The organism is Actinomycetota bacterium (assembly GCA_035640355.1).
Lineage (GTDB): Bacteria > Actinomycetota > UBA4738 > UBA4738 > HRBIN12 > CALGFI01.
Window position 1 is genome coordinate 62,396 of the sequence record DASQWI010000007.1, and the last position, 24,349, is coordinate 86,744.

At 68.4% G+C, this 24,349-nt stretch carries 22 protein-coding genes; 16 read left to right on the forward strand and 6 right to left on the reverse strand.

Annotated features, from left to right (window positions below):
* The first annotated feature begins 25 nt into the window (after positions 1-25).
* A complete protein-coding gene (gene pafA, locus VFA08_03840) occupies positions 26-1,384 on the forward strand; it encodes a Pup--protein ligase (protein ID HYZ12721.1) in 1,359 nt (452 codons plus the stop codon).
* A 17-nt stretch (positions 1,385-1,401) separates the two neighbouring features.
* Here the strand turns inward: pafA and VFA08_03845 are convergent, their stop codons facing one another.
* Positions 1,402-2,526, reverse strand: coding sequence for a DUF3866 family protein (locus VFA08_03845; GenBank protein ID HYZ12722.1), 1,125 nt, complete (start codon positions 2,524-2,526; stop codon positions 1,402-1,404).
* A gap of 23 nt (positions 2,527-2,549) precedes the next feature.
* On the opposite strand from VFA08_03845, the gene VFA08_03850 reads away from it, so the two are divergent.
* The 11 genes from VFA08_03850 to VFA08_03900 all read left to right on the forward strand — a co-directional run bounded on the left by VFA08_03850 (position 2,550) and on the right by VFA08_03900 (position 12,725).
* Complete coding sequence (locus VFA08_03850) at positions 2,550-3,500, forward strand: WYL domain-containing protein (GenBank protein HYZ12723.1); 951 nt, start codon at positions 2,550-2,552, stop codon at positions 3,498-3,500.
* Entirely contained in the window at positions 3,487-4,461 is a 975-nt protein-coding gene (locus tag VFA08_03855) for a WYL domain-containing protein (protein HYZ12724.1), read from the forward strand. Before VFA08_03850 ends, VFA08_03855 begins: the two co-directional genes overlap by 14 nt.
* Before the next feature lie 64 nt (positions 4,462-4,525).
* A complete protein-coding gene (locus VFA08_03860) occupies positions 4,526-4,882 on the forward strand; it encodes a hypothetical protein (GenBank protein HYZ12725.1) in 357 nt (118 codons plus the stop codon).
* Positions 4,883-4,912: 30 nt separating this feature from the next.
* Positions 4,913-5,149 carry a hypothetical protein gene (locus VFA08_03865; protein ID HYZ12726.1) on the forward strand — a complete coding sequence of 79 codons (237 nt, stop codon included), beginning with the start codon at positions 4,913-4,915 and terminating at the stop codon, positions 5,147-5,149.
* A gap of 3 nt (positions 5,150-5,152) precedes the next feature.
* Entirely contained in the window at positions 5,153-5,668 is a 516-nt protein-coding gene (locus VFA08_03870; GenBank protein ID HYZ12727.1) for a twin-arginine translocase TatA/TatE family subunit, read from the forward strand.
* A 3-nt stretch (positions 5,669-5,671) separates the two neighbouring features.
* Entirely contained in the window at positions 5,672-6,463 is a 792-nt protein-coding gene (gene tatC, locus VFA08_03875) for a twin-arginine translocase subunit TatC (GenBank protein HYZ12728.1), read from the forward strand.
* A 91-nt stretch (positions 6,464-6,554) separates the two neighbouring features.
* Complete coding sequence (locus tag VFA08_03880; protein HYZ12729.1) at positions 6,555-7,208, forward strand: hypothetical protein; 654 nt, start codon at positions 6,555-6,557, stop codon at positions 7,206-7,208.
* Positions 7,209-7,211: 3 nt separating this feature from the next.
* Entirely contained in the window at positions 7,212-7,946 is a 735-nt protein-coding gene (locus VFA08_03885) for an alpha/beta fold hydrolase (GenBank protein ID HYZ12730.1), read from the forward strand.
* A 68-nt stretch (positions 7,947-8,014) separates the two neighbouring features.
* The gene (locus VFA08_03890) at positions 8,015-10,684 is read left to right on the forward strand and encodes a DEAD/DEAH box helicase (GenBank protein ID HYZ12731.1); all 2,670 of its coding nucleotides are present in this window, start codon (positions 8,015-8,017) and stop codon (positions 10,682-10,684) included.
* Between the two features lie 29 nt (positions 10,685-10,713).
* On the forward strand, positions 10,714-11,637 hold the full coding sequence (locus VFA08_03895) for a diacylglycerol kinase family protein (GenBank protein HYZ12732.1): 924 nt from the start codon (positions 10,714-10,716) through the stop codon (positions 11,635-11,637).
* Positions 11,634-12,725, forward strand: a complete 1,092-nt coding sequence (locus tag VFA08_03900) for a M24 family metallopeptidase (protein HYZ12733.1) — start codon at positions 11,634-11,636, stop codon at positions 12,723-12,725. Before VFA08_03895 ends, VFA08_03900 begins: the two co-directional genes overlap by 4 nt.
* On the opposite strand, the gene cysS is transcribed toward VFA08_03900, so the two are convergent.
* From cysS to VFA08_03915, 3 genes are all read right to left on the reverse strand, one after another.
* Positions 12,722-14,107: a cysteine--tRNA ligase gene (cysS, locus tag VFA08_03905; protein ID HYZ12734.1), complete on the reverse strand. Its 1,386-nt coding sequence runs from the start codon at positions 14,105-14,107 to the stop codon at positions 12,722-12,724. The genes VFA08_03900 and cysS overlap by 4 nt on opposite strands.
* A 54-nt stretch (positions 14,108-14,161) precedes the next feature.
* Positions 14,162-16,012 carry an AAA family ATPase gene (locus VFA08_03910; GenBank protein HYZ12735.1) on the reverse strand — a complete coding sequence of 617 codons (1,851 nt, stop codon included), beginning with the start codon at positions 16,010-16,012 and terminating at the stop codon, positions 14,162-14,164.
* Between the two features lie 81 nt (positions 16,013-16,093).
* Entirely contained in the window at positions 16,094-16,537 is a 444-nt protein-coding gene (locus VFA08_03915; GenBank protein ID HYZ12736.1) for an Lrp/AsnC family transcriptional regulator, read from the reverse strand.
* Positions 16,538-16,712: 175 nt separating this feature from the next.
* On the opposite strand from VFA08_03915, the gene VFA08_03920 reads away from it, so the two are divergent.
* The 4 genes from VFA08_03920 (at position 16,713) to lnt (ending at position 21,842) form a co-directional block, all read left to right on the forward strand.
* The gene (locus VFA08_03920) at positions 16,713-17,441 is read left to right on the forward strand and encodes an RNA-directed DNA polymerase (protein ID HYZ12737.1); all 729 of its coding nucleotides are present in this window, start codon (positions 16,713-16,715) and stop codon (positions 17,439-17,441) included.
* An 11-nt stretch (positions 17,442-17,452) separates the two neighbouring features.
* Positions 17,453-18,964: an amidohydrolase family protein gene (locus tag VFA08_03925; GenBank protein ID HYZ12738.1), complete on the forward strand. Its 1,512-nt coding sequence runs from the start codon at positions 17,453-17,455 to the stop codon at positions 18,962-18,964.
* A 299-nt stretch (positions 18,965-19,263) separates the two neighbouring features.
* Entirely contained in the window at positions 19,264-19,608 is a 345-nt protein-coding gene (locus VFA08_03930; protein HYZ12739.1) for a DUF4193 family protein, read from the forward strand.
* A complete protein-coding gene (gene lnt / locus VFA08_03935; protein HYZ12740.1) occupies positions 19,539-21,842 on the forward strand; it encodes an apolipoprotein N-acyltransferase in 2,304 nt (767 codons plus the stop codon). The genes VFA08_03930 and lnt overlap by 70 nt, the downstream gene beginning before the upstream one ends.
* A 423-nt stretch (positions 21,843-22,265) precedes the next feature.
* Here lnt and VFA08_03940 read toward each other — a convergent pair whose 3' ends face one another.
* On the reverse strand, positions 22,266-22,736 hold the full coding sequence (locus VFA08_03940) for a CAP domain-containing protein (protein ID HYZ12741.1): 471 nt from the start codon (positions 22,734-22,736) through the stop codon (positions 22,266-22,268).
* A gap of 131 nt (positions 22,737-22,867) precedes the next feature.
* Positions 22,868-24,328, reverse strand: coding sequence for an aminomethyl-transferring glycine dehydrogenase subunit GcvPB (gene gcvPB / locus VFA08_03945; protein ID HYZ12742.1), 1,461 nt, complete (start codon positions 24,326-24,328; stop codon positions 22,868-22,870).
* Between the last annotated feature and the right edge of the window lie 21 nt (positions 24,329-24,349).

Consider the following 24,349-nt stretch of genomic DNA (forward strand, 5'->3'; position numbering starts at 1 on the left):
GCCGTCTGGGACCTACACTCGGTACATGGAACGCCGGATATTCGGGCTGGAGAACGAGTACGGGGTAACCTGCACCTTCCGAGGCCAGCGGCGGCTGTCGCCCGACGAGGTCGCGCGCTACCTGTTCCGCCGCGTCGTCCGCTGGGGTCGCTCGTCGAACGTGTTTCTCGAGAACGGCGCGCGACTCTACCTCGATGTTGGCTCGCATCCGGAGTACGCCACGCCGGAGTGCGACTCGATCACGGACCTCGTCGCGCACGACAAGGCGGGGGAGCGGATCCTCGAGGCGCTCCTCGCGGCGGCGGAGGTTCGGCTCCACGAGGAGGGCATCAGCGGGCAGGTCTACCTGTTCAAGAACAACACCGATTCGGCCGGCAACTCGTACGGTTGCCACGAGAACTACCTCGTGGCGCGGCAGGGCGAGTTCGCGCGGATGGCCGACCTGCTGATCCCGTTCTTCGTCACGCGGCAGATCTACTGCGGTGCGGGGAAGGTGTTGCATGGACCCCGCGGGGCGCAGTTTTGCATCGCACAACGCGCGGAGCACATCTGGGAGGGCGTCTCGAGCGCGACAACGCGTTCCCGGCCGATCATCAACACTCGGGACGAGCCCCACGCCGATGCCGAGCGGTTCCGCCGGCTGCACGTGATCGTCGGCGACTCGAACATGAACGAGTGGACCACGTTCATGAAGGTCGGCATCACGGATCTGGTGCTGCGGATGGTGGAGGCGAACACGGTGATGCGTGACCTCACGCTGGAGAACCCGATCCGCGCGATCCGAGAGATCAGCCACGACGTCACATGCCGAAAGAAGGTCCGGCTGGCGAACGGGCGGGAGCTCACCGCGATCGACGTCCAGGAGGAGTACTTCGAGCGGACGGCGCGCTTCCTCGAACGGCGCGGAACCGACCCTCAGTCCAAGCAGCTGCTGGAGGAGTGGCGCGACGCGCTCGACGCGTTGACCGACGGTGAGCCGGAGCGACTGATCAGAAAGGTCGACTGGGTGGCGAAGCAGGCCATGATCGATCGCTACCGTGCCCGCCACAGCCTTCCGCTGTCGCATCCACGCATCGCGCTGCTCGACCTGGCGTACCACGACGTCAACCGCGGTCGAGGGCTGTACTACCTATTGGAGCGCGAGGGTCGAGCCGAGCGCGCCGCTACCGAGAAAGAGATACAGCGCGCGATGAGGGAGCCACCGCAGACGACTCGCGCCAAGCTGCGAGGCGATTTCATCAAGCACGCGAAGCAGAAGCGGCGCGACTACACGGTCGACTGGGTTCACCTGAAGCTGAACGACCAGGCGCAACGCACGGTGCTGTGCAAGGACCCGTTCCGCGCCGCCGACGAGCGGGTCGAGCAGCTGATCGCCCACATGTAGCGCCTGCGCCTGAACGGTCATTCGGGCGGGTGCCCGCTCGCGTGGGTTCCGTCCTTCCACGAACGAGAGCCCGAAGCCATCCTGGCGGCCAGCACGCCCGCCGCGCCTGCCGACAGGAAGAACGCAGGGTCGTCGCTCGGCGTTCGATCCATCGACCGGACGGCGACGCCCCGTCGTTCGAGCTCCGCGAGCGCGGGGCGACCGTCCGCCTCGACAAGCTGGTGGCGTTCCTCGAGCCTGCGCGAGCGCAACGCGTTCCACACGGCCTCACGATGATCGGCTTGGAGCGCCGGAACGGCCACGTTCGCGTTCGCGGACACGTGCTCGAGGATCGTGAGCGAGTGGTGCGACACGCCTCGGTGGCGTTGGCGGGCGTCGGCGAACGAGACGCGGAGTGCGGCCACGGGCCTCCCGCCGAGCGCGGCGGCGGCGTTCAGTGCGTGACCGTTCGTCAGCGCGCTGACACCCCACGTCGTCTCGGTGCCGAGATTCCCCGGGCCGTCGGCGACGACGACGACGTCGGCGTGGAGGACGTCCACGGCCGCGATCAGCGCCGTCCACACGGTGACGGCCTCGAGCTCTCCGCCGAACGCCTGCCCGCACGTGATCCATCCGTCGAGGAGACCTGCGCTGCGGAGCGACGGGACGAGCCGCGACAACGGGCCCGGTAGCGCCGCGCCGTCGGTCATGACGTACACGACGGTCGGTGCGCCTGCGGCCTTCGCGCCGGCGGCGGCGGGAGCGATCATCGAATGCAGCGGCGCGCACACGACCGGCGTGCCGGCGAGACCGCGAGAACCTTCGATCACGTCCCGGTCGGTCTCCTCGACTGCCCTGACCGCCGTCTGCGACGGCGTGTAGCGCAGCTTCATCGTTCGGCCGGTGTCGGACGGGTCGAGCGACGCGCCCTCCACCGCGACGACGATATGGAAGCCACCCGTTCCCAGCTGGAGCTCGACGGCTGTGGTGTTCACGACGACGGTGTCGCCGGCGTCGACCGGTCCGACGAGATCCGGATACGCGAGCGCACGCGCGCGCGTGCCGTCGATCTCGGCGTCGAGCTCGAGGAGGCCTGCATGAACGGCGCGAACGTCGAGAACCGTGGCGCGCCGGAGGCGGACGCCCCCACGATGCGCGGACATGCCGGAAGTATGATGCCGCGGCCATGCAGCCGCTGGAGCGCCTGGTCAATCTCGTCGCACTGCTGCTGGAGACGCGAACCCCGCTCACGTTCGAGCAGATCCGCAGCAAGCTCTCCGAGGCGTACGGGCACGGGGACGTGAACTCCGCCAAGCGGATGTTCGAACGCGACAAGGACATCCTCCGCGATATCGGCGTCCCGATCGAGGTGCGGTCGGTCGATGTCTGGGAGGCGGAGCAGGGCTACACGATCCCGCGCGACCGGTACTACGTACCCGAGATCACATTCACCCCCGAGGAGATCTCCGCGTTGCTCGTGGCGGCGCGAGCGGGCGGCGATCGCTCCGCAGAGGACGCGGTACGCACCCTGCTGTCTGGCGCTGAGGGCGGGATCATGTCGGCGCTCGCGGGGTCGACGGGCGCGATCGGCGGTGCGCGCGACGCCAGATTGCCGGCCGTGGGCGAGGCCGTCGCTTCGCTCCGCCGGATCCGGTTCTCCTACCGCACCGCGCGCGGCGACACGTCGGAGCGGGTCGTCGACGCGTTCGGGCTCGTGTTGCGCGGCGGAAGGTGGTACGTGGTGGGGCGTGACGTAGCTCGCGACGAGATCCGCTCGTTCCGGCTGTCTCGCTTCGCCTCCGACGTCGCCGACGAAGGCGACGGGAGCGAGCCACCGGACGGGTTCCGAGCGGCCGACCACGTCCAGGCGGGGCCGTGGGGTCCGGGAGAGGCCAAGACGGCGGCCGTGGTTGCGTTCTCGCCCGAGGTGGCATGGCTGGCCACCAAGGGGGTGGCGGCCGCCGAAGCCATCGGCACGCGCGAGGACGGCTGGACACTCGTGCGGGTGCCGTGGCAGCCGGGCGAGAGCTTCGCCGGATGGGTCCTCTCCTTCGGCCCGGACGCCGAGGCGCTGGAGCCACCCGAGCTCCGCGACGAGGTCGTGTCGCGGCTGGAGGCGGCGCTTGCCGCGGTCTGACGGCGCCCGCACGGCGCCAAGGAAGGCGTCCGAGCGGCTCCGGCGTCTGCTGGTGGTGGTTCCGTACCTCGTGCGCCACCCCGGGACGCCGGTCGACGAGGCGATGGAGCTGTTCGGCGTGTCGGAGCAGGAATTGCTCGACGACCTCGATCTCCTGTTCGTCTCGGGCCTGCCCCCGTACGGGCCGGGCGATCTGATCGATGTCGACGTGCAGGACGGCCGGATCTGGATCGGCATGGCCGACTACTTCTCACGCCCGCTCCGGCCGATGCGGGCCGAGGCGCTCGCGCTCTACCTCCACGGGACGGAGCTCGCCGAGACGCCGGGGCTGGAGGAGGCCCCGGCGCTCTCGTCCGCGCTCGACAAGCTGGCCGGCGCGCTCGGGCCGGACGCACTCGGAGGCCTTCCGGCTCGTGTCGCCGCGACCGCCGGGGGCGAGGTCGAGTGGCTGGAGGACCTGCGCCGCGCGACCACCGATCGCGAACGTCTTCGGATCGAGTACCACGCGCTTTCGACGGCCGAAACGACCCAGCGCGAGATCGACCCGGAGGAGGTCTTCGTCGCCCTCGGGAACTGGTACGTGGCAGCGTGGGATCACCGCTCGGATGCCGAGCGGCTGTTCCGGGCCGACCGCATCCGCTCGGTCGCGCGGACGGGGGAGCGGTTCGAGCCGCGGGGGCTCGAGCGCGCCGGTCGCCCCCTCTACACGCGCGGCGACGAGGACCTCGACGTGCGACTTCGGCTCTCACCAGATGCTCGGTGGGTCGCCGAGTACTACGAAACGACCTCGGTGAGCGAGCTCTACGGAGGTGGTCTCGAGATCGCTCTACCCGCGCGACGACTCGAGTGGCTCGAACGCCTGCTGTTGCGGCTCGGCGCCGACGCTCAGGTCGTCGAGCCGAAGGAGCTGAAAGACCGGGTCGCGGAGCTCGCTCGCAGGACGCGAAAACGGTACGTCTAGGGTAGCCCGGTTGACCGTTCGCGCGCTCAAGCGAGTCACCCACGCGACCGATACAGCGGTTGACATGACCACCATCCGGACGACATGCCCCCGCTGCGGAGAGGTCGACATGGGACCCGAGTCGATCATGCTGAAGGTCGCTCGCGGTGGGCGCGAGGGTACGTACAAGTTCACCTGTCCCACGTGCATGGACGCCGTCGAGAAGCGCGCCGACCGGAAGATCGTGGCGCTCTTGGTGTCGGCCGGCGTCGACGTCGCCGGCCGAGGCGTGCTCACCGAGACGTCGGAGCTGTTCGACGAGCCCGAGGACCCGCGCGGGCCACTCCCGGTGGGCCCGGCCCTGACGATCGACGACGTCATCGACTTCCACTTCAAGCTGCAGGACGACAGCTACATCCAGGAGTTCTTCGCCCGGCAGTAAGGGGAGGGCTCGGCTAGCATCGAGCCCGACATGTCCATTCCCGCGATCGTCTGGCTCGTGGTTGCGATAATCACGACCGTCGCCATCGCCGCCGTTCTGATCGGACTCGTTCGGCACGTGAAGGTCCTCGGCCGAGCGCTCGGTCGGTTCCTGCGAGAGGTCGATCCCCTCGTGCAGGAGATCTCTGCCCTGGGCGACGAGGCCGCCGCTCGCTCGGAACGAGCATCGGTTCGGGCGAAGAAGATCGAGTCGGCGCGGAAGCGATAGGCGATGTTCCAGATCGGTCCGCAGGAGCTGCTCCTGATCCTCGTTGTGGCGCTCGTCGTCGTGGGGCCGCGACGGCTTCCCGAGCTGGGTCGTTCGATCGGCAGGGGCATCCGAGAGATCCGAAAGGCGCAAGAGGAGGTTCGAAAGACGATCCAGCTGAACCTCGACGACGACGGTCGTCCGACCTTCGACGAGTCGCGTGACCGCTCGCAGCCAGGGCCGAACGGGAAGGGAGCGGCGGCGGCCGCGGGAGCTGCCGCCTCAGGTACCGACGACGCGCGCGAGATCTCGCGGACTCTCGGCCGCGGGCTCGCCGAGATCCGTCGCGCCCGCAGGGAGGTCGAGCGTTCGTTCCGCGTCGACATGGACCCACGACCTCCGAGCCATTCGAGCAGACCGGCATCGAGCGCGACGCCCAAGAGACGCGATGGCGCGGCGGAGACCGTGACGGACGGGACCCAGCAGGTTACGGAGGGCGACGAAACCGGCGGCGAACGCGAAACGTCACTACCGGAGTAGGTGGTGGCCGGGGTGCGCGTGATCCCCGAGCGACTCCGGCGGCGCCCGCGGCGGGATCCAGAGGGCTCGATGACGCTCATCGAGCACCTTGAGGAGCTCCGGTACCGGCTGATCATCGCCGTCGCGGCGATCGCCGTCGGCGCGATCGTTGGGTGGGTCCTGTACGACCGCGTTGCCGACCTGCTCCTCAACCCGTACTGCAACTACTACCAATCGATCCCACTCGATCGTCGTCCCACCCCCGAGTGCACGCTGTTCTTCTCCGAGGCGCTCGGCGCCGTGCTGCTGAAGCTGAAGCTGGTCGGGTACCTGGGCCTGTTCCTTGCGCTCCCGGTCGTGCTCTACCAGCTGTGGGCGTTCGTCGTTCCGGGGCTGACGAAGCGTGAACGCCGGTTGGCGATCCCGTTCGTCGTGAGCTCGGTGCTGCTGTTCGCGCTCGGCGCGTTGTTCGCCTACTGGTCGTTGCCGAAGGCACTGGGCTTCCTCCTCGGGTTCGCCGGCGACGTCGCGTCGCCGCTGCTCACCGGCGATCGGTTCTTCTCCTTCGTCGTGCTGCTCGCCTTCGTGTTCGGCCTGTCGTTCGAGTTCCCCATCGCGCTCGTGTTCCTCCAGATGGCCGGCGTGATCGGCCCCACCCAGTTGCGAGGATGGCGCCGGACGGCGATCCTGCTCATCTTCGTCTTTGCTGCGGTGATCACGCCCAGCGGCGACCCGTACACGCTGCTGGCGATGGCCGTTCCCATGGTCCTGTTCTACGAGGCCGCTATCATCGTTGGCCGGCTCATGAACCGGTAAGCGATCGAGAGAACAGGACGGCATGGCGATCAAGGGGAAGAGCAAGAGCCGTGGTACGCGTACCGTCGCCCGCGGGCCGAAGCCCGCCTACGTGCCGGTTCGTACCCCGTTCCTGCGTCGGCGGGGGCTGTGGATCTCGGTCGCGACGGTGGCGGCGTGCGCGCTCGTGGTCGCGCTCGGGGTGGGGTTGATCCAGCAGCGCGAGGACGCCCGGGAGCGCGAACGGACCGACCGCATGGCGACGGCGGTCAATCAGTACCGCGGTCAGATCGATCCCGTGCTCGCGACCGTGGGGCAGCCACAGCCACCGGCGGGATTCGACGCCTTCCCTGACCTGGGCACCACGTTGCCGGTCATCTCGGCGAACGGCGCAGACGAAACGGCACTCGATCAAGCCGGAACGGTTGCCAAGGACGCGGCGTCCGCGGCGAAGAGTGCCGCGAGCCTGATCGGGGACGTCCCCGTGGCCGATTTCATCCGCGACCGCGGGTTCTCGCGCGAGTTCGTGGTGTACATGCTCGACTCGCAGAGCGAGCTCGCCCGAGCCATGAAGCTGTACGAGCAGGCGGCACGGCTCGTCACGATGGCCATCGCGTTCGACGACCCGCCTGAACGGCAGGACCTGCTCGGGAGCGCCGACGATCTGTTCGCCGTGGCGGAGGACACGTTCGCCCGCGCGTACGCCGACTACGTCGAGGCGCAAGCGGCTGCCGACGTCTTCGAGCCCGTCGGGCCGACCGGCTGACCGATGCCCGACGGGATCCTCCTGCTCCACGCGTGGCCGCTCGACGCCCGGATGTGGGAACCACAGCTTGCCGCGCTCCCGAACGACGTCCGCGTCGTCGCGCCGAATCTCCCGGGATTCGGCGGCTCCGAACCGGTGGATGCCGTCGCGACCATGCGAGCAGCGGCCGAACGGACGCTCTCGGAGCTCGAACGCGCAGGGATCGACCGAGCGCTCGTGTGTGGGCTATCGATGGGCGGCTACGTCGCCTTCGAGCTGTGGAGGCGTTCCCCGGATCGCGTGCTCGGACTCGTCCTGGCGAACACGCGCGCCGTCGACGACACGCCCGACGGGGCAGACAAGAGGCGGGCGCTCGCCGAACGCCTGCGGTCGGAGGGGAACGTCTTGGCCGACGAGCCTCCGCCGCTCCTCGCCGAAGACGCGCCGGCTGAGCTGTTCGAGCGCGTTCGTGCGTGGATCGTCGATCAGACTCCGGAGGCGATCGCCGCAGCGGCGCTGGGGATGGCCGAGCGACCGGATTCGACACCGGACCTGGCGACGATCGACGTGCCGACCCTGGTGATCACGTCGACCGGGGATCGTCTCATCCCACCCGACGTCTCGTCGGCGATGGCAGAGGAGATCGCCGGCGCGGAGCTCCACGTGATCGACGACGCGGGACACCTATCGAATCTCGAGGCGCCGGGCGAGTTCGACCGGTTGCTTCTCCAGCACATCCGCGCCTGCGGCCTGGCCTGACGATTCGGCGGTCGAGCCCCCGCGAGGCCCGACCGTAGACTCGATCCGTGACTCCGGAGCGACGACGTATGCCATCCGCGCAGGTGACCGATCCGCAGCGCTTCGCGGCGCGGTACCCGTTTGCGCTCGACCCGTTCCAGCTCTCGGCTGTCGACGCGCTCGCGGAGGGGGAATCGGTGCTCGTGGCCGCGCCGACCGGCTCCGGCAAGACGGTCGTCGCCGAGTACGCGGTCGAGCGTGCACTCGAGAAAGAGGGCAAGTGCTTCTACACGACGCCGTTGAAGGCGCTTTCGAACCAGAAGTTCGGCGACCTGGTCGCTCGATACGGCGCCGCGAAGGTGGGCTTGCTCACCGGGGACAACTCGATCAACGGTGAGGCGCCCGTCGTCGTCATGACCACCGAGGTGCTGCGGAACATGCTGTACGAGCAAAGCGACACGCTGGACGGGCTGAACTCGGTGGTGATGGACGAGGTGCACTACCTCCAGGATCCGTACCGCGGCGGCGTTTGGGAGGAGGTCCTGATCCACCTTCCGTTGTCGGTCTCGGTCGTGTGTCTGTCGGCGACGATCTCCAACGCAGAGGAGTTCGGCGAGTGGATCGGAACGCTCCGCGGCCCGACCCGCGTGGTCATCGAGGAGCGACGGCCGGTCCCCCTCGAGCACCACTACCTGGTGGGCCACGACCTGCACCCGATGCACGTCGACCAGGACGGGCAGCCGATGCCGAACCCATACCTCATCTCGCTCGATCGCGAGGAGGTCCGATACAAGACGTACTACCGGCGTGGCTCGTCCACGCTGCAGCACCACCGGATCCCTCGTCCGCGTGAGGGTCATCGCCGCGTCTTCGTTCCCAAGCGCGAGGAGGTCGCCGACGTGCTCGCCGAGAGCGCGATGCTCCCGGCGATTTACTTCGTGTTCAGTCGGGCGGGGTGCGATCGGAGCGTCGAGTGGCTCATGGCAGCGGGCATCAGGCTGACGACCTACGAGGAGGCCGGGCGCATCCGCGAGTTCGCCGAGATGCGGGCCGCGTGGATGGACGAGCAAGACCTCAAGACGCTCGGCTTCTACGAGTTCCAGGACGCACTCGCCGCCGGGATCGCGGCGCACCACGCCGGGATGCTTCCGGTGTTCAAGGAAACCGTCGAGGAGCTTTTCGAGGCCGGTCTGGTGAAGATCGTGTTCGCCACCGAGACGCTGTCGCTCGGCATCAACATGCCCGCGAAGTCGGTGGTGCTCGAGGACCTGTGGAAGTTCCAGGGCGAGCGTCACGAGCTGCTCACACCGGGTGAGTACACGCAGCTGACCGGTCGCGCGGGACGGCGCGGCATCGATCAGCTCGGCCACGCCATCGTGGTGCTCCAGCGGAACGTGCCGTTCGAGCGTGTGGCGTCGCTCGCCTCGACGCGGACCTACGAGCTCACATCGTCGTTTCGACCCTCGTACAACATGGCCGTGAACCTCGTGCGGAACTACGTGCGCGAGGAAGCGCACCACCTGCTGAACTCGTCGTTCGCACAGTTCCTGGCCGACCGCGGAGTCGTGGCCCTCGAGCGCCAGCTGGAGCGCGACAGGGCCTACCTCTCGGGCTATCGCGAGCAGATGCGGTGCGACCGAGGCGACTTCGAGGAGTACTGGCGCCTGCGCGAACGGGCCGAGCGGATCCGAGAGGACGCCCGGAAGGGACGCGATCGGACGCGCGCCGACGCGGTTCGAGAGGCGCTGGGGAAGCTCCGACCGGGCGACGTGGTCTTCGTGCCGCGGGCGAAGCGCCGCGGGCTCGCCGCGGTGCTCTCGAACCGCGACGGCCGGCTGACCGTGCTCTCGCAGGACCGGAAGTTCTTCCGCGTGTCGCCACGGGATTTCGAGGAGCCACCGGTATCGCTGACGCGCATCCCGCTGCCGCGGTCGGGGAGCGCGCGGAGCGCTCGGTACCGCCGCGACCTCGCGGCGCGCCTCGTGGCGCTCGACGTCCGGGCGCCGCGCCGGCCCCGCGGCGGTGTCGACGCTCGCGTCGAGCGGGAGGCCGCACGGTTCGAACGGCAGGCGGAGGAACATCCCTGCCATGCCTGTCGTGACCGTCCGACGCATGAGCGCTGGGCGCGGCGCGCGAGCGACCTGGAGGCGCAGGTCCGGGGGGTCGAGCGGCGGATCAAGACGCGCACCGAGACGCTCGCCCGGCAGTTCGAACGCGTCCTCGCCGTGCTCACGGAATTGGGGTACGTGAAGGACTTCTCGATCCTGCCCAAGGGTCGTTCGCTCGCTCGGATCTACGGAGAGGGTGATGTCCTCGTCGCCGAGCTGCTGGCCGAAGGGCTGCTCGAAGGACTCACGCCCTCCGAGACCGCGGCGCTCGTGTCGACGATCGTGTACGAGTCGAGGGAGCGCGTTCCGCGACAGGGCGAGCTCCCCACGGCCGCGACGGTCGAGCGGTACACCCGGCTCACAGGGATCTACCGGCGCGTTCGGCGCGCCGAGGACTCTCACAACGTCGAGCTGATCCGGGAGCTCGACGATGGGTTCGCCTCGCCCGTGCACCGGTGGGCCGAAGGCGAGCCCCTCGAGGCGGCGCTCCGCGAGACGGGGACGGCGCCGGGCGACTTCGTGCGGAACTGCAAGCAGCTGCTCGACCTCCTCCGCCAGATCGAGGACGTCGCGGAGGGGGAGCAGGCCGACGTGGCTCGGAAGGCTCGCGAGGCGGTCAACCGGGGCGTCGTGGCGTACACCGGCGTCTAGGGTGGTCCGCCGAATAGGATTCGCGCCGTATGGCGTCCCCGTTCGGCGAGCTCACCGTCCTGGTCAACCCGCATGCCGGCCGGCGGCACGTGGGGGAGGAGATCCCCGAGCTCGAGCGCGACCTGCAGTCGCGGGGCCTCGCGTACCGGCTCGCGCGGACGGAGGGCCGCGGAGACGCGACCCGTCTGGCGCGCGAGGCGCTCAGGAACGGAGGACGGTTCATCGTCGCCGTCGGAGGCGACGGGACGGTGCACGAGGTCGTGAACGGCATGCTCGAGGACGGCAAGCCCATCGTGGATGACGCGGTCCTCGGCGTGGTGGCGGCCGGGAGCGGGAGCGATTTCATCCGGACGTTCGGGCTTCCCGGCGACGTGCCGCGCGCGTGCCAGCACCTCGAGGGCGACAACACGTACCCGCTCGACCTCGGCAAGATCACGTACACATCGAACGGTTCGTCCGGGACGCGGCTGTTCGTCAACGTCGCCGAGGCGGGTCTCGGCGCGGCGGTGGCCGCGCGAGCGGAGCGGATGTCGCCCCGGCTCGGGCAGTCGAAGTACTTCTTCGGGTTCTGGCTCACGCTGCCACGGTTCAAGATGGCGACGGTGACCGTCCGTGCCGATCGCAGGTCGTACGAAGGCCCGGCGTATCTGATCGTCGTCGGCAACGCCCAGTACAACGGCGGCGGGATGAAGGTCTCGCCGCGTTCGTATCCGGGAGACGGCGTGCTCGACGTGCTGGTGTTCAAGGGACCCAAGTCCGACTCGTTCACGATGATCCCCAAGGTCTACCGCGGCGAGCACGTCCCGCACGATCACGTCGAGGAGTTCCGCGTGAAGCGTGAACTGGTGATCGAGTCCGACCGGCCGCTACCCATCGAGGCGGACGGGGAGGTGCTGGGGTCGACCCCGGCGACCTTCGAGGTCATCCCGCACCCGATCCGGTTGAAGCTGTGAACAGGTACACGGACCGGCGAACGCGCTCGCTCACTGCCGCCCAGGACGCGGAGCTGGCCGGTCTGCTCGTTGCGCCGGGCGCCGACCTCGTGTACCTCGTCGGTCACGATCCACCGCCCCTGGAGCGGCTCACGTTGCTGCTCCTCGCGTCGGGACGCGATCCCGTGCTGGTCGTTCCGGAGCTCGAACGGCCCGCCGCCGAGCGCGCCCCCGGCATCGACGGCGTCGAGCTCGCGAGCTGGCGCGACGGCGACGATCCGTACGAGCTCGTGGCGCGCATCCTTCGCGCTGGGCGCTACGCGATCAGCGACGGCACGTGGGCGTCGCACCTGCTGGCGCTGGAGCACGCGACCGCCGATTGCGTGTTCGTCGCGGCGGGGCGGGCGCTGCCGTTGCTCCGCGCGGTGAAGGACGAGGACGAGATCGCCAGACTGCGTTCGGCCGCGCAGGGTGCCGACGCGACGTTCGCTCGGATCGTGTCACTGCCGTTCGCGGGCAGGCGCGAGCTCGACGTGGCCGCCGACCTCGACCGCCTTCTCCGTGAGCACGGTCACGATCGGGTCGAGTTCACCACCGTTGCAGGCGGACCGAACGGTGCGTCGCCACACCACCGAGCCGGCGAACGCGTGGTCGTGCCCGGCGACGCGGTGGTGCTCGACTTCGGCGGCGTGGCGAACGGCTACTGCTCCGACATCACGAGGACGGTGTTCGTCGGCGAGCCCGGCGAGGAGCAGCTACGCGTCCACGAGGTCGTCGCCTCGGCCCAGCAGGCAGCGTTCGAGGCCGTTCGGCCGGGCGTCCCGTCCCAGGACGTCGATCGGGCGGCCCGAGCGATCATCACCGACGCCGGCTACGGCGAACGCTTCATCCACCGAACGGGGCACGGCATCGGACTCGAGATCCACGAGCCGCCGTACATCGTCGAAGGGAACGAGACTCCACTCGAGCCGGGTATGACGTTCTCGGACGAACCGGGCATCTATCTCGCTGATCGGTTCGGCGTTCGCATCGAGGACCAGGTCGTCGTCACAGCGGACGGCGCCGAGCGACTGAACCAGGCGAGCAGGGAACCGACGGTCGTCGGCTAGGTACGCGGTCGGACCTGCGTCCCGGCTGCCGTGTCCATCACCTCGAGACCCATGCCCTGGAGCCGGTCGCGGATCTCGTCGCTCTTGGCGTAGTCCTTGGAGGCTCGAGCCTCGTCGCGCTCGGCGACGAGCGCGAGCATCTCGTCGGTCGGCTCCCACTGTTCGCGCGCTTCGCGCAACAGGTCCAGTCCCAGAACGTGGTCCCACGTCGAGAGGAGGGAGAGCTTCTCGCCACCCGGTAGCTTCGACGCCACGGTCTCGTTCAGCACGACGAGCGCGCGAGGCATGTCGAGGTCGTCCGCGACCGCGGCGCGGAACCGCTCGTCGAGCTCGCGCGCGGGCTCCGATAGCTCCGCCGCGTCACCCCACGATGCGACCCGGCGACGCAGGTCGGCCAGCCGACGATTCTGGCCCTCGAGCGCGTCCCAGCTGAAGTCCATCTCGCTGCGGTATCGGGTTCCCAAGCACAGCATCCGATACGCCAGCGGGTCGATGCCCTGATCGACGAGATCGGTGACGCGATAGACGTTCTTCGCCGACTTCGCCATCTTCGCCCCGCTCATCTGGAGGAATCCGCCGTGCGCCCAGATGGAGACGACCTGGTGACCGACCGCGCCCTCGGACTGGGCGATCTCGTCCTCGTGGTGCGGGAACTTGTTGTCGTTGCCTCCCGTGTGGATGTCGAAACGCTCGCCCAGATGCTTCATCGACATCGCCGAGCACTCGATGTGCCACCCGGGGAACCCGTCACCCCACGGGCTCGGCCATTTCAGCGCGCGGTTCGGCCCTGCCTTCTTCCACAGCGCGAAGTCCTCGGGATGCCGCTTCGCTGGATCGACGGCCACCTCCTGCCGGTGACCCGCTCGAAGCTGAGCCAGCATGTTCCCCGACAGCTTCCCGTAGCCGGGGAAGCTCGTGACGTCGTAGTACACCGTGCCGTCGACCTCGTACGCGTGTCCCTTGTCGATGAGGGTCTTGATGAGATCGATCATCTCGTCGATGTGCTGGGTCGCTCGCGGGTACAGGTCGGCGCGTTCGATCCCGACGAGGTCCGAATCCTCGAGGAACGCGTTCGTGTACTTCTCGGCGATCTCGGCGGCAGAGAGGCCCTCGTCCGCCTCGGCCAACTCCATCTTGTCGCGACCTGAGTCGGAGACCTCGTCGGTCATGTGTCCGACATCGGTGATGTTCATGATCCACTGCACGTTCTTGCCCTCGAACCGCAGCGCGCGGCGGATCAGGTCGCCGAGCATGAACGACCGCATGTTGCCGATGTGGATGTACCGGTACACGGTGGGACCGCAGGAGTAGATCTTCACGGTCTCCCCGTCCACGGGGGAGACCTCGATCAGCTCACGCGAGAGCGAGTCGAACAGGCGCACGGTCATCCAGCATAGCCACGGTCACACCGTCGACGGGATCGGCTCGGTCGGTCGCTACGACGGTGGGGGAGGAGGCGTTGGCGACCGCTGGCCGTTTCCGCCCTGTCCGTCTCCTTGCGTGCTGCCTGGCGCCGCGACGCCGCCGTTACCGGCTACCCCGACCGGAGCGCCGACCGGGATTTCCATCGGCTCTCGCTCTCCGAGCTCGGCCATCAGCGCCTCGATTTCGTCTCCGATCAGTTCCTCCCGCTCGAGCAGCGCGGCCCGAATGCCGTCGACCACGTGTCGCTTCTTGAGGAGAAGGTTCCGCACGCGGTCCTTGCAGTCGTTCAGCAAAGCATCGATCTCTTCGCGCCGCTCCCGTTCGGAGAGAACGCGCCCGATGGGGTCGACGTCACCGAAGGGGCTGGGCCCGGCGGCCGCGACCGAGGAGAGGGTCCGACCCATCCCGAACAGCCCGACGTACGCCGCGGCGGTACGAGTGGCGTTGACGAGGTCGGACGACGGGCCGGACGTGGACTGGCCGTACCAGATCTCCTCGGCCACCAGACCAGCCAGCGACACCTGGATCCGCGCGATCATCTGCTTCTGCGTCCGCAGGAACATCTCCTCGATCTGCTGCGTCGAGACCAGTCCGAGCGCCGATTCGCGCTTCTGGATCGAGATCACCTGGATCTGCAGCTCGCCACGTTCGAGCGAGTACGACGCGACCGCGTGGGCGGCCTCGTGCGTGGCAACCATGTCTTTCTCGCGCTGCATGTATTTGACCGGCTGCTTGAGGCCGATCTCCTCGGTGAGCTTGGCCGACCACAGGTCGGACCACATGAGCGCGTCGCGCCCGTCCTGGAGCGCGAACAGCAGCGCCTCGTTGACGATGTTCTTGAGCATCGCCGGCGAGTAACCGACGGTCATGCGCGCGAGCTTGGCGTAGTCGATCGGCTCGTGGCGAACCTTGGCCAGGTAGTAGCGAAGGATGTCCTCGCGCCCCTCCGCGTCGGGCAGCCCGACGTGCACGACCCGGTCGAACCGCCCCGGCCGCACCAGGGCCGGGTCGAGCGCGGCTGCGCGGTTGGTCGCCCCGATGATGAGGATGTTGTAGAAGGGGACCTTCGGCTTGGCCCGGAAGACGATGCGCCGGACGTGCCGCCATATCCCGCGCGGGACCGTGAAGCCGTCGAGCTGCACGAGCAGCTCGTTGATGACCCCCATCCCCCCACCCATGCCCATACCACCCATGACGATCCGGTCGGTAGCGCGGTCCGAGACCGAGCGATCCGAGACCGAGCGGTCCGAGACACCGCCGCGCGAACCGACGGCGTCGAGCTCGTCGATGAAGATCACCGCGCCGCCGTACTTGTCGGACATGTTGCGGGCGCGACGGAACAGGCGGCGAACCTTCATGTTCCCGATCCCCAGGAACATGTTCGAGAACCCCGAACCGGTGGCGAACAGGAACGGTACGCCCGACGCACCGGCAACGGCCTTCGCCATGAGCGTCTTGCCCGTGCCGGGTGGCCCCTCGAACAGGATCCCGTGCGGCGGGTACCCACCCATCTGCTTGAAGTCCTTGAAGCCCTCGAACACGCGGAGGACTTCCTTCGTGGACTCGACGGCGGCAGGCTGACCCCGGACGTCCTCGAACGAGGTGTCGTACTCGTTCGGATAGATCACGTAGTCGTTGCCGCGGGCGAGGAACCAGAACATCGCCACGAACTGCAAGACAACGAAGGACATGATGAAGATCAGGTAGATGACGAGGCCGCGATACTCGTCGAGCGTGTCGCCCGGGTGGAGCAAGGCTTGGCCGGGTGTGACGCCGATGAACAGGTATCCGATCGCTACATACAGGATCAGGAAGATCGCGGCGCGCTTCAGCCAGCGCCCGTACCGCCGGTAGGGTTCCATGGTGCGCTCCTGGTCGAGGGAGACCTCAGTGTACGCCCGGCCCCTGTTGCAGGGACGTATCCGCTAACCGGGTCGACGCCGCTAGGGCCGGATCGGCCTTCCTTCGAAGGGGATCGACAGCACGACCGTCGTCCTCGTCTGGACCTCGCCCTTCTCGCGGAGGCGGCGGATCAGTTCCTCGAGGTGGCCCGTGGTTCTCATCCGCACCTTCAAGACGTAGTTCGCCTCGCCGGCGACGCTGAGGCAATCCTCGACCTCGGGGAAGTCCCGGACACGGTCGGGAAGATCGTCGGGTTGTGTCGGGTCGAGCGGCGTGACCGCGATCAGCGCCGTGACGAACAGGCCGACCGCCTCGGGGTCGACGACCGCCCGGTACCCACGGATCACGCCGAGGCGTTCGAGCTTGCGAACGCGGTCGTGCACCGACGACGCCGCGAGCCCGACGCGCTGTCCGATGTCGGCGTAGGTCGCACGGCCGTCCTCTTGGAGGGCGGCGATGATCTCGAGGTCGCGCTCGTCGAGCAGGGCCGTATCGTACGGCGCCGCCGAACGGCGGACGCACGTACCCGATCCACGCCGGACTCCTCGGACGATTCGAATCGTCCCGCTTCGGCCGATTGCCGGCAGATCGTCGAACGATGAGACTGTTCGCGCCGTAGCGGTCCCGCCTCTCCCGGGCCGGTTGGGGGAGAGGTTCGCCTTGATCGAACGTGATGCATGGCGCGTCGCGCGGACGCCCGCCGCGCGTGAGCTCGTTGTGCTCCATCCGTCGCTCGGCGCGCGCTACACGTCGCTCGTTGCCTCCATTGCCGCGGACGTCGAGGGCACCCTCTCGCCGGTCGTGGCGGCCAACCGTCTCGTCGGTTGGTCGATCGATCCGCCGCGTCTGCGCTTCCGCCCCTGGCGCGACGAGCGAGCCGCGTTCAACGCGCGGCTGGCTCGTCTCGCGACCGGGAGTGGATGCGTCGTCTTCGCCGATGTCCGAGCGTGCTACCGATCGATCTCCCCGGAGGCAGTGGCCTGGGCGCTTCGCGCCGCGGGCTGTGAGGCGTTCGAGTCCGCCAGAGTGGTCTCGTTCCTCCGCCGGCTCGAGACGATCGGCATCGTCGGCCTGCCGGTTGGTCCGGAGCCCTCGCCGGTCCTGGCGAACGCCGTGCTCGCGGCCGTCGACCGGCGCCTCGCCGCGTTCGGTATCACGCACCTGCGATGGGTGGACGACGTGGTGGCCGTCGCGGCCGAGCCCGCGGAAGCCGAACGGGTTATGGCGATCGTCCGCGCTGCGCTCGAACCCGTCGGGCTCGAGTTGAACGAGCGCAAGACGCGAGTCGTTGTTGATCCATGCACCCTGCCGGCCGACGCGACGGTTTCCATCGCGCCCGACGGCCGTCTCGAAACCGCAATGGAAGAGTCGGCGGTGCCCGTGGGCTAAGCTCCGCTGCCATGCGCACCGTGTACCGCGCGTCTCGCGTACACACGCTCTCGTACCCGAGTACCGGAGAGTGGATCCTCGTGGACGATCGTCACGTCCAGCGCGTGGGTACCGGCGATCCACCGGAAGCCGACCGCGTCGTCGAGCTTCCCGGGGCGACGATCATCCCCGGGTTCGTCGACTCGCACGTTCACCTCACCGGAACGGGCATCCATCTGCAGGCGCCGGACCTCGGAACCGCGACGTCGGCGGAGGATCTGATGCGGATCGTCGGGCGGGTCGTCGAGAATCGTGATGGGCCCGTGCTCGTGCACGGGTACGACGAGTCGACCTGGCCCGTTCGGGCGCTCCCCGCGCTCGCCGACCTCGACGCGATCTCCGACCTTCCGCTCGCGGTCGTTCGCGTCGATGGACACCTGACGCTGGCGAACTCGCGCGCCCTGAAGGAATCGGGCGTGCTCGAGCGCAACGGCCTCGAGGTGGACGAGACGGGTCAGCCGACGGGGAAGGTGACCTTGGAAGCGAACGCGTCGCTCCGCCGGTGGTTCTCCACACATCTCGCCGAGGGCGACGTCGAGCAGCTCCAGCTCGCCGCGGCGAGCCTCGCGGTGTCGAAAGGCGTCACCACGATCCACGAGATGTCGATGCCCCGCGAGCGGGGGATCCGCGATCTGGAGATCCTCCTCGGCCACAGATCTCGGTTGCCCGTCGACGTCGCCCCTTACGTGGCGACGACCGACATCCCGCAGGTGATGGACCTCGGGCTCCCCGCGATCGGCGGCGATCTCCCCGTCGACGGGTCGATCGGTGCGAGAACCGCTTGGGTCGCGGAGCCGTACGACGACACGGCGGACACCGGCAAATCGAACTTCGATGACGACGCGCTCGCGCAGTTCTTCCACGACGGGCACCTTGCCGGCCTTCAGGTAGGGGTGCACGCGATCGGCGACGCCGCGATCGAACAGGTGGTGGCGACGTGGGAACGCGTCTACGTGACGCTCGACTCGCGCGGCCGGCGCCACTTCAGGGCACGCCGGCACCGCGTGGAGCATTTCGAGATGGCCAGCCCCTCGCTGATGGAGCGCGCCGCCGCCCTGGGTCTATGTATCAGCGTCCAGCCGAGCTTCGACTCCACCTGGGGCGGGGCGGGCGGCCTGTACGAGCAGGGGCTCGGCGCCTCCCGCGCGTTCGGCATGAATGCCTTCCGCGACATGGTCGACCGCGGCCTGGAGGTCGGCGCGGGGTCCGACACGCCGATCACGCCGATCGATCCGATGACCGCGATCACCGCACTCGAGCTGCACCACGACCCCTCGCAACGCCTGACGCGCGAGCACGCCGTCCGGATCTGCACGATCGGGAGCGCCCGCCTCGCGCACCACGAGGACAAGAAGGGAACGCTCGAGCCCGGCAAGCACGCGGACTTCGCCGCGTACGATGTCGATCCGCTCTCGGCGGAGTCGCTCGACGGCCTCCGGCCGATCTTGACCGTGAGCATCGGCCGGGACGTCTACGCCGCCTGAAGCGCGCCCGCGAACCTCGCGAAAGCGGCCGCGCGACCTGCACGTTTGACACGCGCCGCGTTCGGCTCGTAGCTTGGTTTCGGACGCCGTTTCGGCGGCGGCCGTTGAAGGACCCGAGAGGCTGAGTAGAGAACGCGGCGCCCCGGCGTCGCGGCCCCAAAGGCCACTCGGGTCCTTCTCTCTGTTTCTCCTGCCTCCACGTCGTTTCCGACGGGAATGTGAAGGGAAGCCTCTGTGTTCTTGGTGGGGCTTGCCAGGGAGATGCCCGGCATTACAATCCCCCGGCTTAGGAGACCAGCGTGGAAGACGCCGAAGAGACCATCGAAGACGAAGACCTGGACGAGGAGGGCGAAGAGGCAGAGGAGGTCGAGGAGGTCGGCACCGCAGCCGCCGCCCCCGCGACGCCCGGCGACCAGGACGTCGAGTCGATCCAGGACATCCTCGTCAAGCAGGAGGCCCGTGAGGAGACCGAGGAAGAGGACGATTCGGTCCTCAACCTGACGCGGGAGGAGCGGCTCGAGCCCCTCGCCGTCAAGGTCGTCCCGCCCCAGCCCACCGAGTTCATATGCAAGAAGTGCTTCCTGGTGAAGCATCGGAGCCAGCTCAAGGACAAGGCGAAGATGCTCTGCCGGGACTGCGCCTGAGCCCAAGCCGAACCGGGCTTTCGCTCGCCCTCCCCGTCGCGGCCCTGTCCGGCGCGCTGCTGTCTCTGTCGCTGCCGCCGGCGGGGCTGTGGCCTCTGGCGTTCCTAGCGCCGATCCCGCTGCTCTGGCTCCTCCGTTCGTCGGGACCGGCGCGTGGAGCCCTGATCGGCTTCACGTTCGGCATCTTCTACTTCGGCGTGGTCCTCTATTGGATCCTGCTGTTCGGCGAGCTGGCCTTCGTCATGCTCGTCCTCGCCTCCGGCGCGTACGTGGCCGCCTTCGGCGCCCTGGCGCCGGCGCTGTGGCGTCCGGAACGGCCCGTGCTCTCGACGCTGGGGCTTTCCGCGTTGTGGACCGCCATCGAGTGGATCCGTGGCGCGTTCCCGCTCGGCGGGTTCACCTGGGGGCAGCTCGGCGCGTCGCAGGTGGACGGGCCGACGTTGCCGCTCGCATCCGTGACGGGCGCGTGGGGCGTGTCGTTCATCGTGTTGCTGGTCGCGGGGTTTCTCCTTCTGGCAGTCGAGTGGTGGGGGAGCGGGGTCCGCCGCTCCGCCCGTGCGCTCATTGTGTGCGCGGCGCTCGTGCTGCTTCCGGCCTTCATCCCGATTCCCGCCCCAAACGGCCGGAAGCTCGACGTCGCGACGATCCAGGTGGACGTGGAGAGCGTCGAGGACCTCGACGGCATCGCCGAAGACATCGCCGTCGCTCGGCTCAACGTCGAGCGGCACGTCACGCTGCGGAACGATCCACCGGACCTCGTCGTGTGGGGGGAGGCCGCGCTCGACCCCGGAGCGGCCGCGGACGCCACAACCTTCGCGGCCGTCACCGACGCGATCGCCTCGGTCGGCGCACCGACGTTGGCCGGTGCAGTCGTGAACGATCCCGATGGTCGCCAGCGGACGTCGACGATCGGTTTCGATGGTTCGGGGCGTCCCGTCGACCGATATGACAAGGTGCATCTCGTCCCGTTCGGCGAGTACGTCCCGTGGAGATCGCTCCTGCAGGGACGGGTTCATGCGATCGACCAGGTTCCGATCGACCGCGCGGCGGGGAAGGACGTTCGAAACCTCCTGGTGAACGGTCTTCCCGAGATCGGAGCGCCGATCTGCTTCGAGAACAGCTTCCCCTCGATCGACCGTGGAATGGTGCGGCAAGGCGCGGCGCTCCTCGTCCTGACCATCAACAACGCCTCGTACGAACGGACGGCGGCATCCGAGCAACACTTACAGATGAGCCGGCTCCGCGCGGTGGAGAACGGACGGTGGGTCATCCATGCGGCGATCTCCGGGATCAGCGCGTTCATCGATCAGCGCGGGCGCATCGTCGACACTCGAGGGCTGTTCGAGCCGGCGCTGATGCGCCACGACGTTGTCGCGTCGACGCGACAGACGCTGTACACGCGGTTCGGCGACTGGATGCCGTTGGGGAGCGTCGTGCTCGTCGGGATCCTGTTCGCGCTCCCTCGCTCGCGCCGCCGGCCGCGTCGGCAGCCGCTCGCGCTCGCTGAGACGCCCCGGGTGCTCGTCGTCCTCCCCACCTACAACGAGAAAGAGACCATCGGTCGCGTCCTCGACGGCCTGCTCGAGCTTCCGTATGCGATCCACGTCCTCGTTGTCGACGACGGCTCGCCCGACGGCACGGCAGCGATCGTGCGCGCTCGCGCCCAGGCGGACGACCGGGTGCGGCTCGCGGAGCGAGACCGAAAGCTCGGCCTGGCGAGCGCCTACGGGGTCGGGTTCGATCGGGGGATCGCCGAGGGGTATGACCTCGTCGTCGAGATGGATTCGGACCTTTCCCACGATCCCCAAGACCTGCCGCGGCTTTTGGAGGCGGCGAGATCGAACGACCTGGTCATCGGGAGCCGGTACGTCCGTGGGGGAAGCGTGTCGAACTGGAGCCGGGCACGGCTCGCACTCTCGCGTGCCGGCAATGCTTACGTCCGGCTTTGGCTGGGGCTCGGCGTCCGGGACGCGACGAGCGGCTTCCGCGCCTATCGACGGCAGGCCCTGGAGACGGTCCTGCAGAGGCCGGTGACGTCGGACGGCTACGGCTTCCAGGTTGAGCTCGTCTTCCGAGCATGGAACGAGGGACTGTCCATTGCCGAGGCACCCATCACATTCAGGGAACGCTCGTACGGGCAGTCGAAGATCAGTCGCCGTATCGTCCTGGAGGCGCTGTGGCAGGTGGCGAAGTGGGGCTTCCGTGCGCGATTCCGGCCTCAATCGGGCTGGTAGATCCCCCTGACCGGGCGCCGAGAATGTACGTTATGACAAGTTAGGTTTTTCCCACCCAAACCAACTACTACCCCCCCAACCAACCCATCACCCACGACACACTCTGACGGCTCCCTCTCCGGCGGATCCTGTGGGGCAGCCGAACGACGTCGCCTGTTGGGAGCGACACGCGTTGGACCGGTTAGGACGAAGGAACTAAGCCGTTCCGTGGCCCTTAGCCCGATGGCGGTCAACGACGTAGGCCGCCAAACTCAGGAGGGCCCAGACGGGCGGGTGCGCCGGTTCGTCAACGCCCGAGCGAGGGGGCAGGCGAGGTCCAGCGTCTCGCCTGGGTTCACGAGCGCCGTTCTCCCCGACGGCCTCGCTGGAAGGCCCCGGGCTCTTCGGCTCGGGGCCTTCATCTCGCTGGTATGCGAACGGCTCCTAGCCGTAGAAGATGACCGTGACCCACAGGCGGCCGTCCTGTCGGACGACGCCGACCGCTGCGTGGAAGAACTCGCGACGCAAGATGTTCTCGCGGTGCTTCTTGCTGTCCATGAACGCGTCCTCGAGCGATACGAGGGTGCTCCCGACGCCCACGTTCTCCCCCGCGATCGACCAGTTGTGGCCGTCGAGGAGGTTCCGCAGCTTTCCCTCGGTCGAGTGGAACAGATACCCCTTGCTTGCCATCGCCCGGCTATGGGCCTTTGCGTAGTCGGAGATCGCCGTCGCGAAGTCCAACGCCTTCCGTTCGTGATGCCTGCGGTCGTCGTTCGTGAGGGAGAGCATCTGGCGGCGTCGGCCGTGTCGCTCCCCTGCGTTCGTGTCCGACGCCACGAGCGCCACGACGAGCAACGCAGCGAGGAAGAACGCGACCAGGCCGAGCGGCCTGCGACGGCTTGCGAATGCGACCACCTAGAGCTCCCCGACCCACGCCTCCAGTTGCTTTGGCAGGTATCGGGTGCGGCGCGCCTCGGCTTGAGCGGGGATAGTTCGTGAGAACTAGACCGCGAGAACTCACGCGCCGTAGTCGTGGATGTCGTTCGCTACCAGCGGAGCTTGAGATGTCGCGCCGCGCGCGCCTCGTCAAGCCGGCGAACGGGCGTGGTGACCGGCGCATCGTGGAGGAGATCCGGGTCGTCGTGCGCCTCGCGATGAGCCTGGCGAAGCGCCTCGGCGAGCCCGTCGAGCGACTCCATGGTCTCCGTCTCGGTGGGCTCGACCATCATGGCTTCCTCAACCACCAGGGGGAAGTACACGGTCGATGGGTGATAACCGAGATCGATGACGCGCTTCGCGACATCCATCGCTCGGATCCCCGTTTCCTCCTTGAGCTTCCTTGCGCTCGAGACGAACTCGTGCATCGGACGCCCGTCCGGGTGCGCCAGCGGGTACAGGTCCTTCACCCGCGAGGCGAGATAGTTGGCGTTCAGCACCGATCGCTCGGCGACATCGCGCAGGCCCTCCTGCCCGTGGAGGAACACGTACGCGTACGCGCGGACCAACACGCCGAAGTTCCCCAGGAACCCGTGCATGCGTCCGATCGAGTCGGGCGCGTCGGAGCTCACGTGGAAGGATCCGGTCGCCTCGTCCCGCTCGATCCGCGGAACCGGCAGGAACGGAACGAGCGCCTCCGTCACGCCGACCGGACCCGCACCCGGCCCTCCTCCGCCGTGCGGCGTCGCGAACGTCTTGTGCGTGTTGATGTGGACGATGTCGAACCCCATGTCGCCGGGGCGACACCGGCCGAGGATCGCGTTGAGGTTCGCGCCGTCGTAGTACACGAGACCGCCGACGTCGTGGATCACCTGCGTGATGCGCTCGATCTCCTGCTCGAACAGGCCGAGCGTGTTCGGATTCGTCAGCATCAAACCGGCGACGTCCTCGTCGACGAGCTTCTCGAGCGCGCCCACGTCGATCAGTCCCCGGGCGTCGGACGGCACATGAACGGCCCCGTACCCGGCGAGGCGGACGCTGGCGGGATTGGTTCCGTGCGCGGAGTCCGGGATCGCGATGCGCCGCCGCGCGTGGCCGTTCTTCGTGTGGAACGCGCGCATGATCAGAAGACCCGCGAGCTCGCCGCACGCGCCGGCGGGTGGTTGGAGCGTCGCGCGCGCCATGCCGGTGATCTCGCAGAGTGCGCGCTCGAGCCGCCACATCAGCTCGAGCGCACCTTGAGTCGTCCCGTCCGGCTGCAGGGGGTGCAGTCGCTGGAATCCGGGCAGCGTCGCTCCCGCCTCCGCAACCTTCGGGTTGTACTTCATCGAGCACGAGCCGAGCGGATAGATGCCGGTGTCGACGCCGTAGTTCAGCTGCGACAGTCGCGTGTAGTGCGAGACGAGGTCTCGCTCGGCGACCTCCGGCAGCTCGGCGCGCGCGTTCCGTTCGAACCCTTCCGGGATCTGGGCTTCCGGTACGTCGAGCGCCGGAAGGCTGAACGCGCGTCGTTTCGGCCGCGACAGGTCGTGGATCGTGCCCTGGCGTACGGGCGGGCCCTGCGTCCGCACCGGCGCGCCGATACGACGACC

Coding starts and splice junctions, on each gene's coding strand:
- pafA (HYZ12721.1), top strand. CDS start 26: ATGGAACGCCGGATATTCGGGCTGGAGAACGAGTACGGGGTAACCTGC.
- VFA08_03845 (HYZ12722.1), bottom strand. CDS start 2,526: ATGTCCGCGCATCGTGGGGGCGTCCGCCTCCGGCGCGCCACGGTTCTC.
- VFA08_03850 (HYZ12723.1), top strand. CDS start 2,550: ATGCAGCCGCTGGAGCGCCTGGTCAATCTCGTCGCACTGCTGCTGGAG.
- VFA08_03860 (HYZ12725.1), top strand. CDS start 4,526: ATGACCACCATCCGGACGACATGCCCCCGCTGCGGAGAGGTCGACATG.
- VFA08_03865 (HYZ12726.1), top strand. CDS start 4,913: ATGTCCATTCCCGCGATCGTCTGGCTCGTGGTTGCGATAATCACGACC.
- VFA08_03870 (HYZ12727.1), top strand. CDS start 5,153: ATGTTCCAGATCGGTCCGCAGGAGCTGCTCCTGATCCTCGTTGTGGCG.
- VFA08_03885 (HYZ12730.1), top strand. CDS start 7,212: ATGCCCGACGGGATCCTCCTGCTCCACGCGTGGCCGCTCGACGCCCGG.
- VFA08_03890 (HYZ12731.1), top strand. CDS start 8,015: ATGCCATCCGCGCAGGTGACCGATCCGCAGCGCTTCGCGGCGCGGTAC.
- VFA08_03895 (HYZ12732.1), top strand. CDS start 10,714: ATGGCGTCCCCGTTCGGCGAGCTCACCGTCCTGGTCAACCCGCATGCC.
- VFA08_03910 (HYZ12735.1), bottom strand. CDS start 16,012: ATGGAACCCTACCGGCGGTACGGGCGCTGGCTGAAGCGCGCCGCGATC.
- VFA08_03925 (HYZ12738.1), top strand. CDS start 17,453: ATGCGCACCGTGTACCGCGCGTCTCGCGTACACACGCTCTCGTACCCG.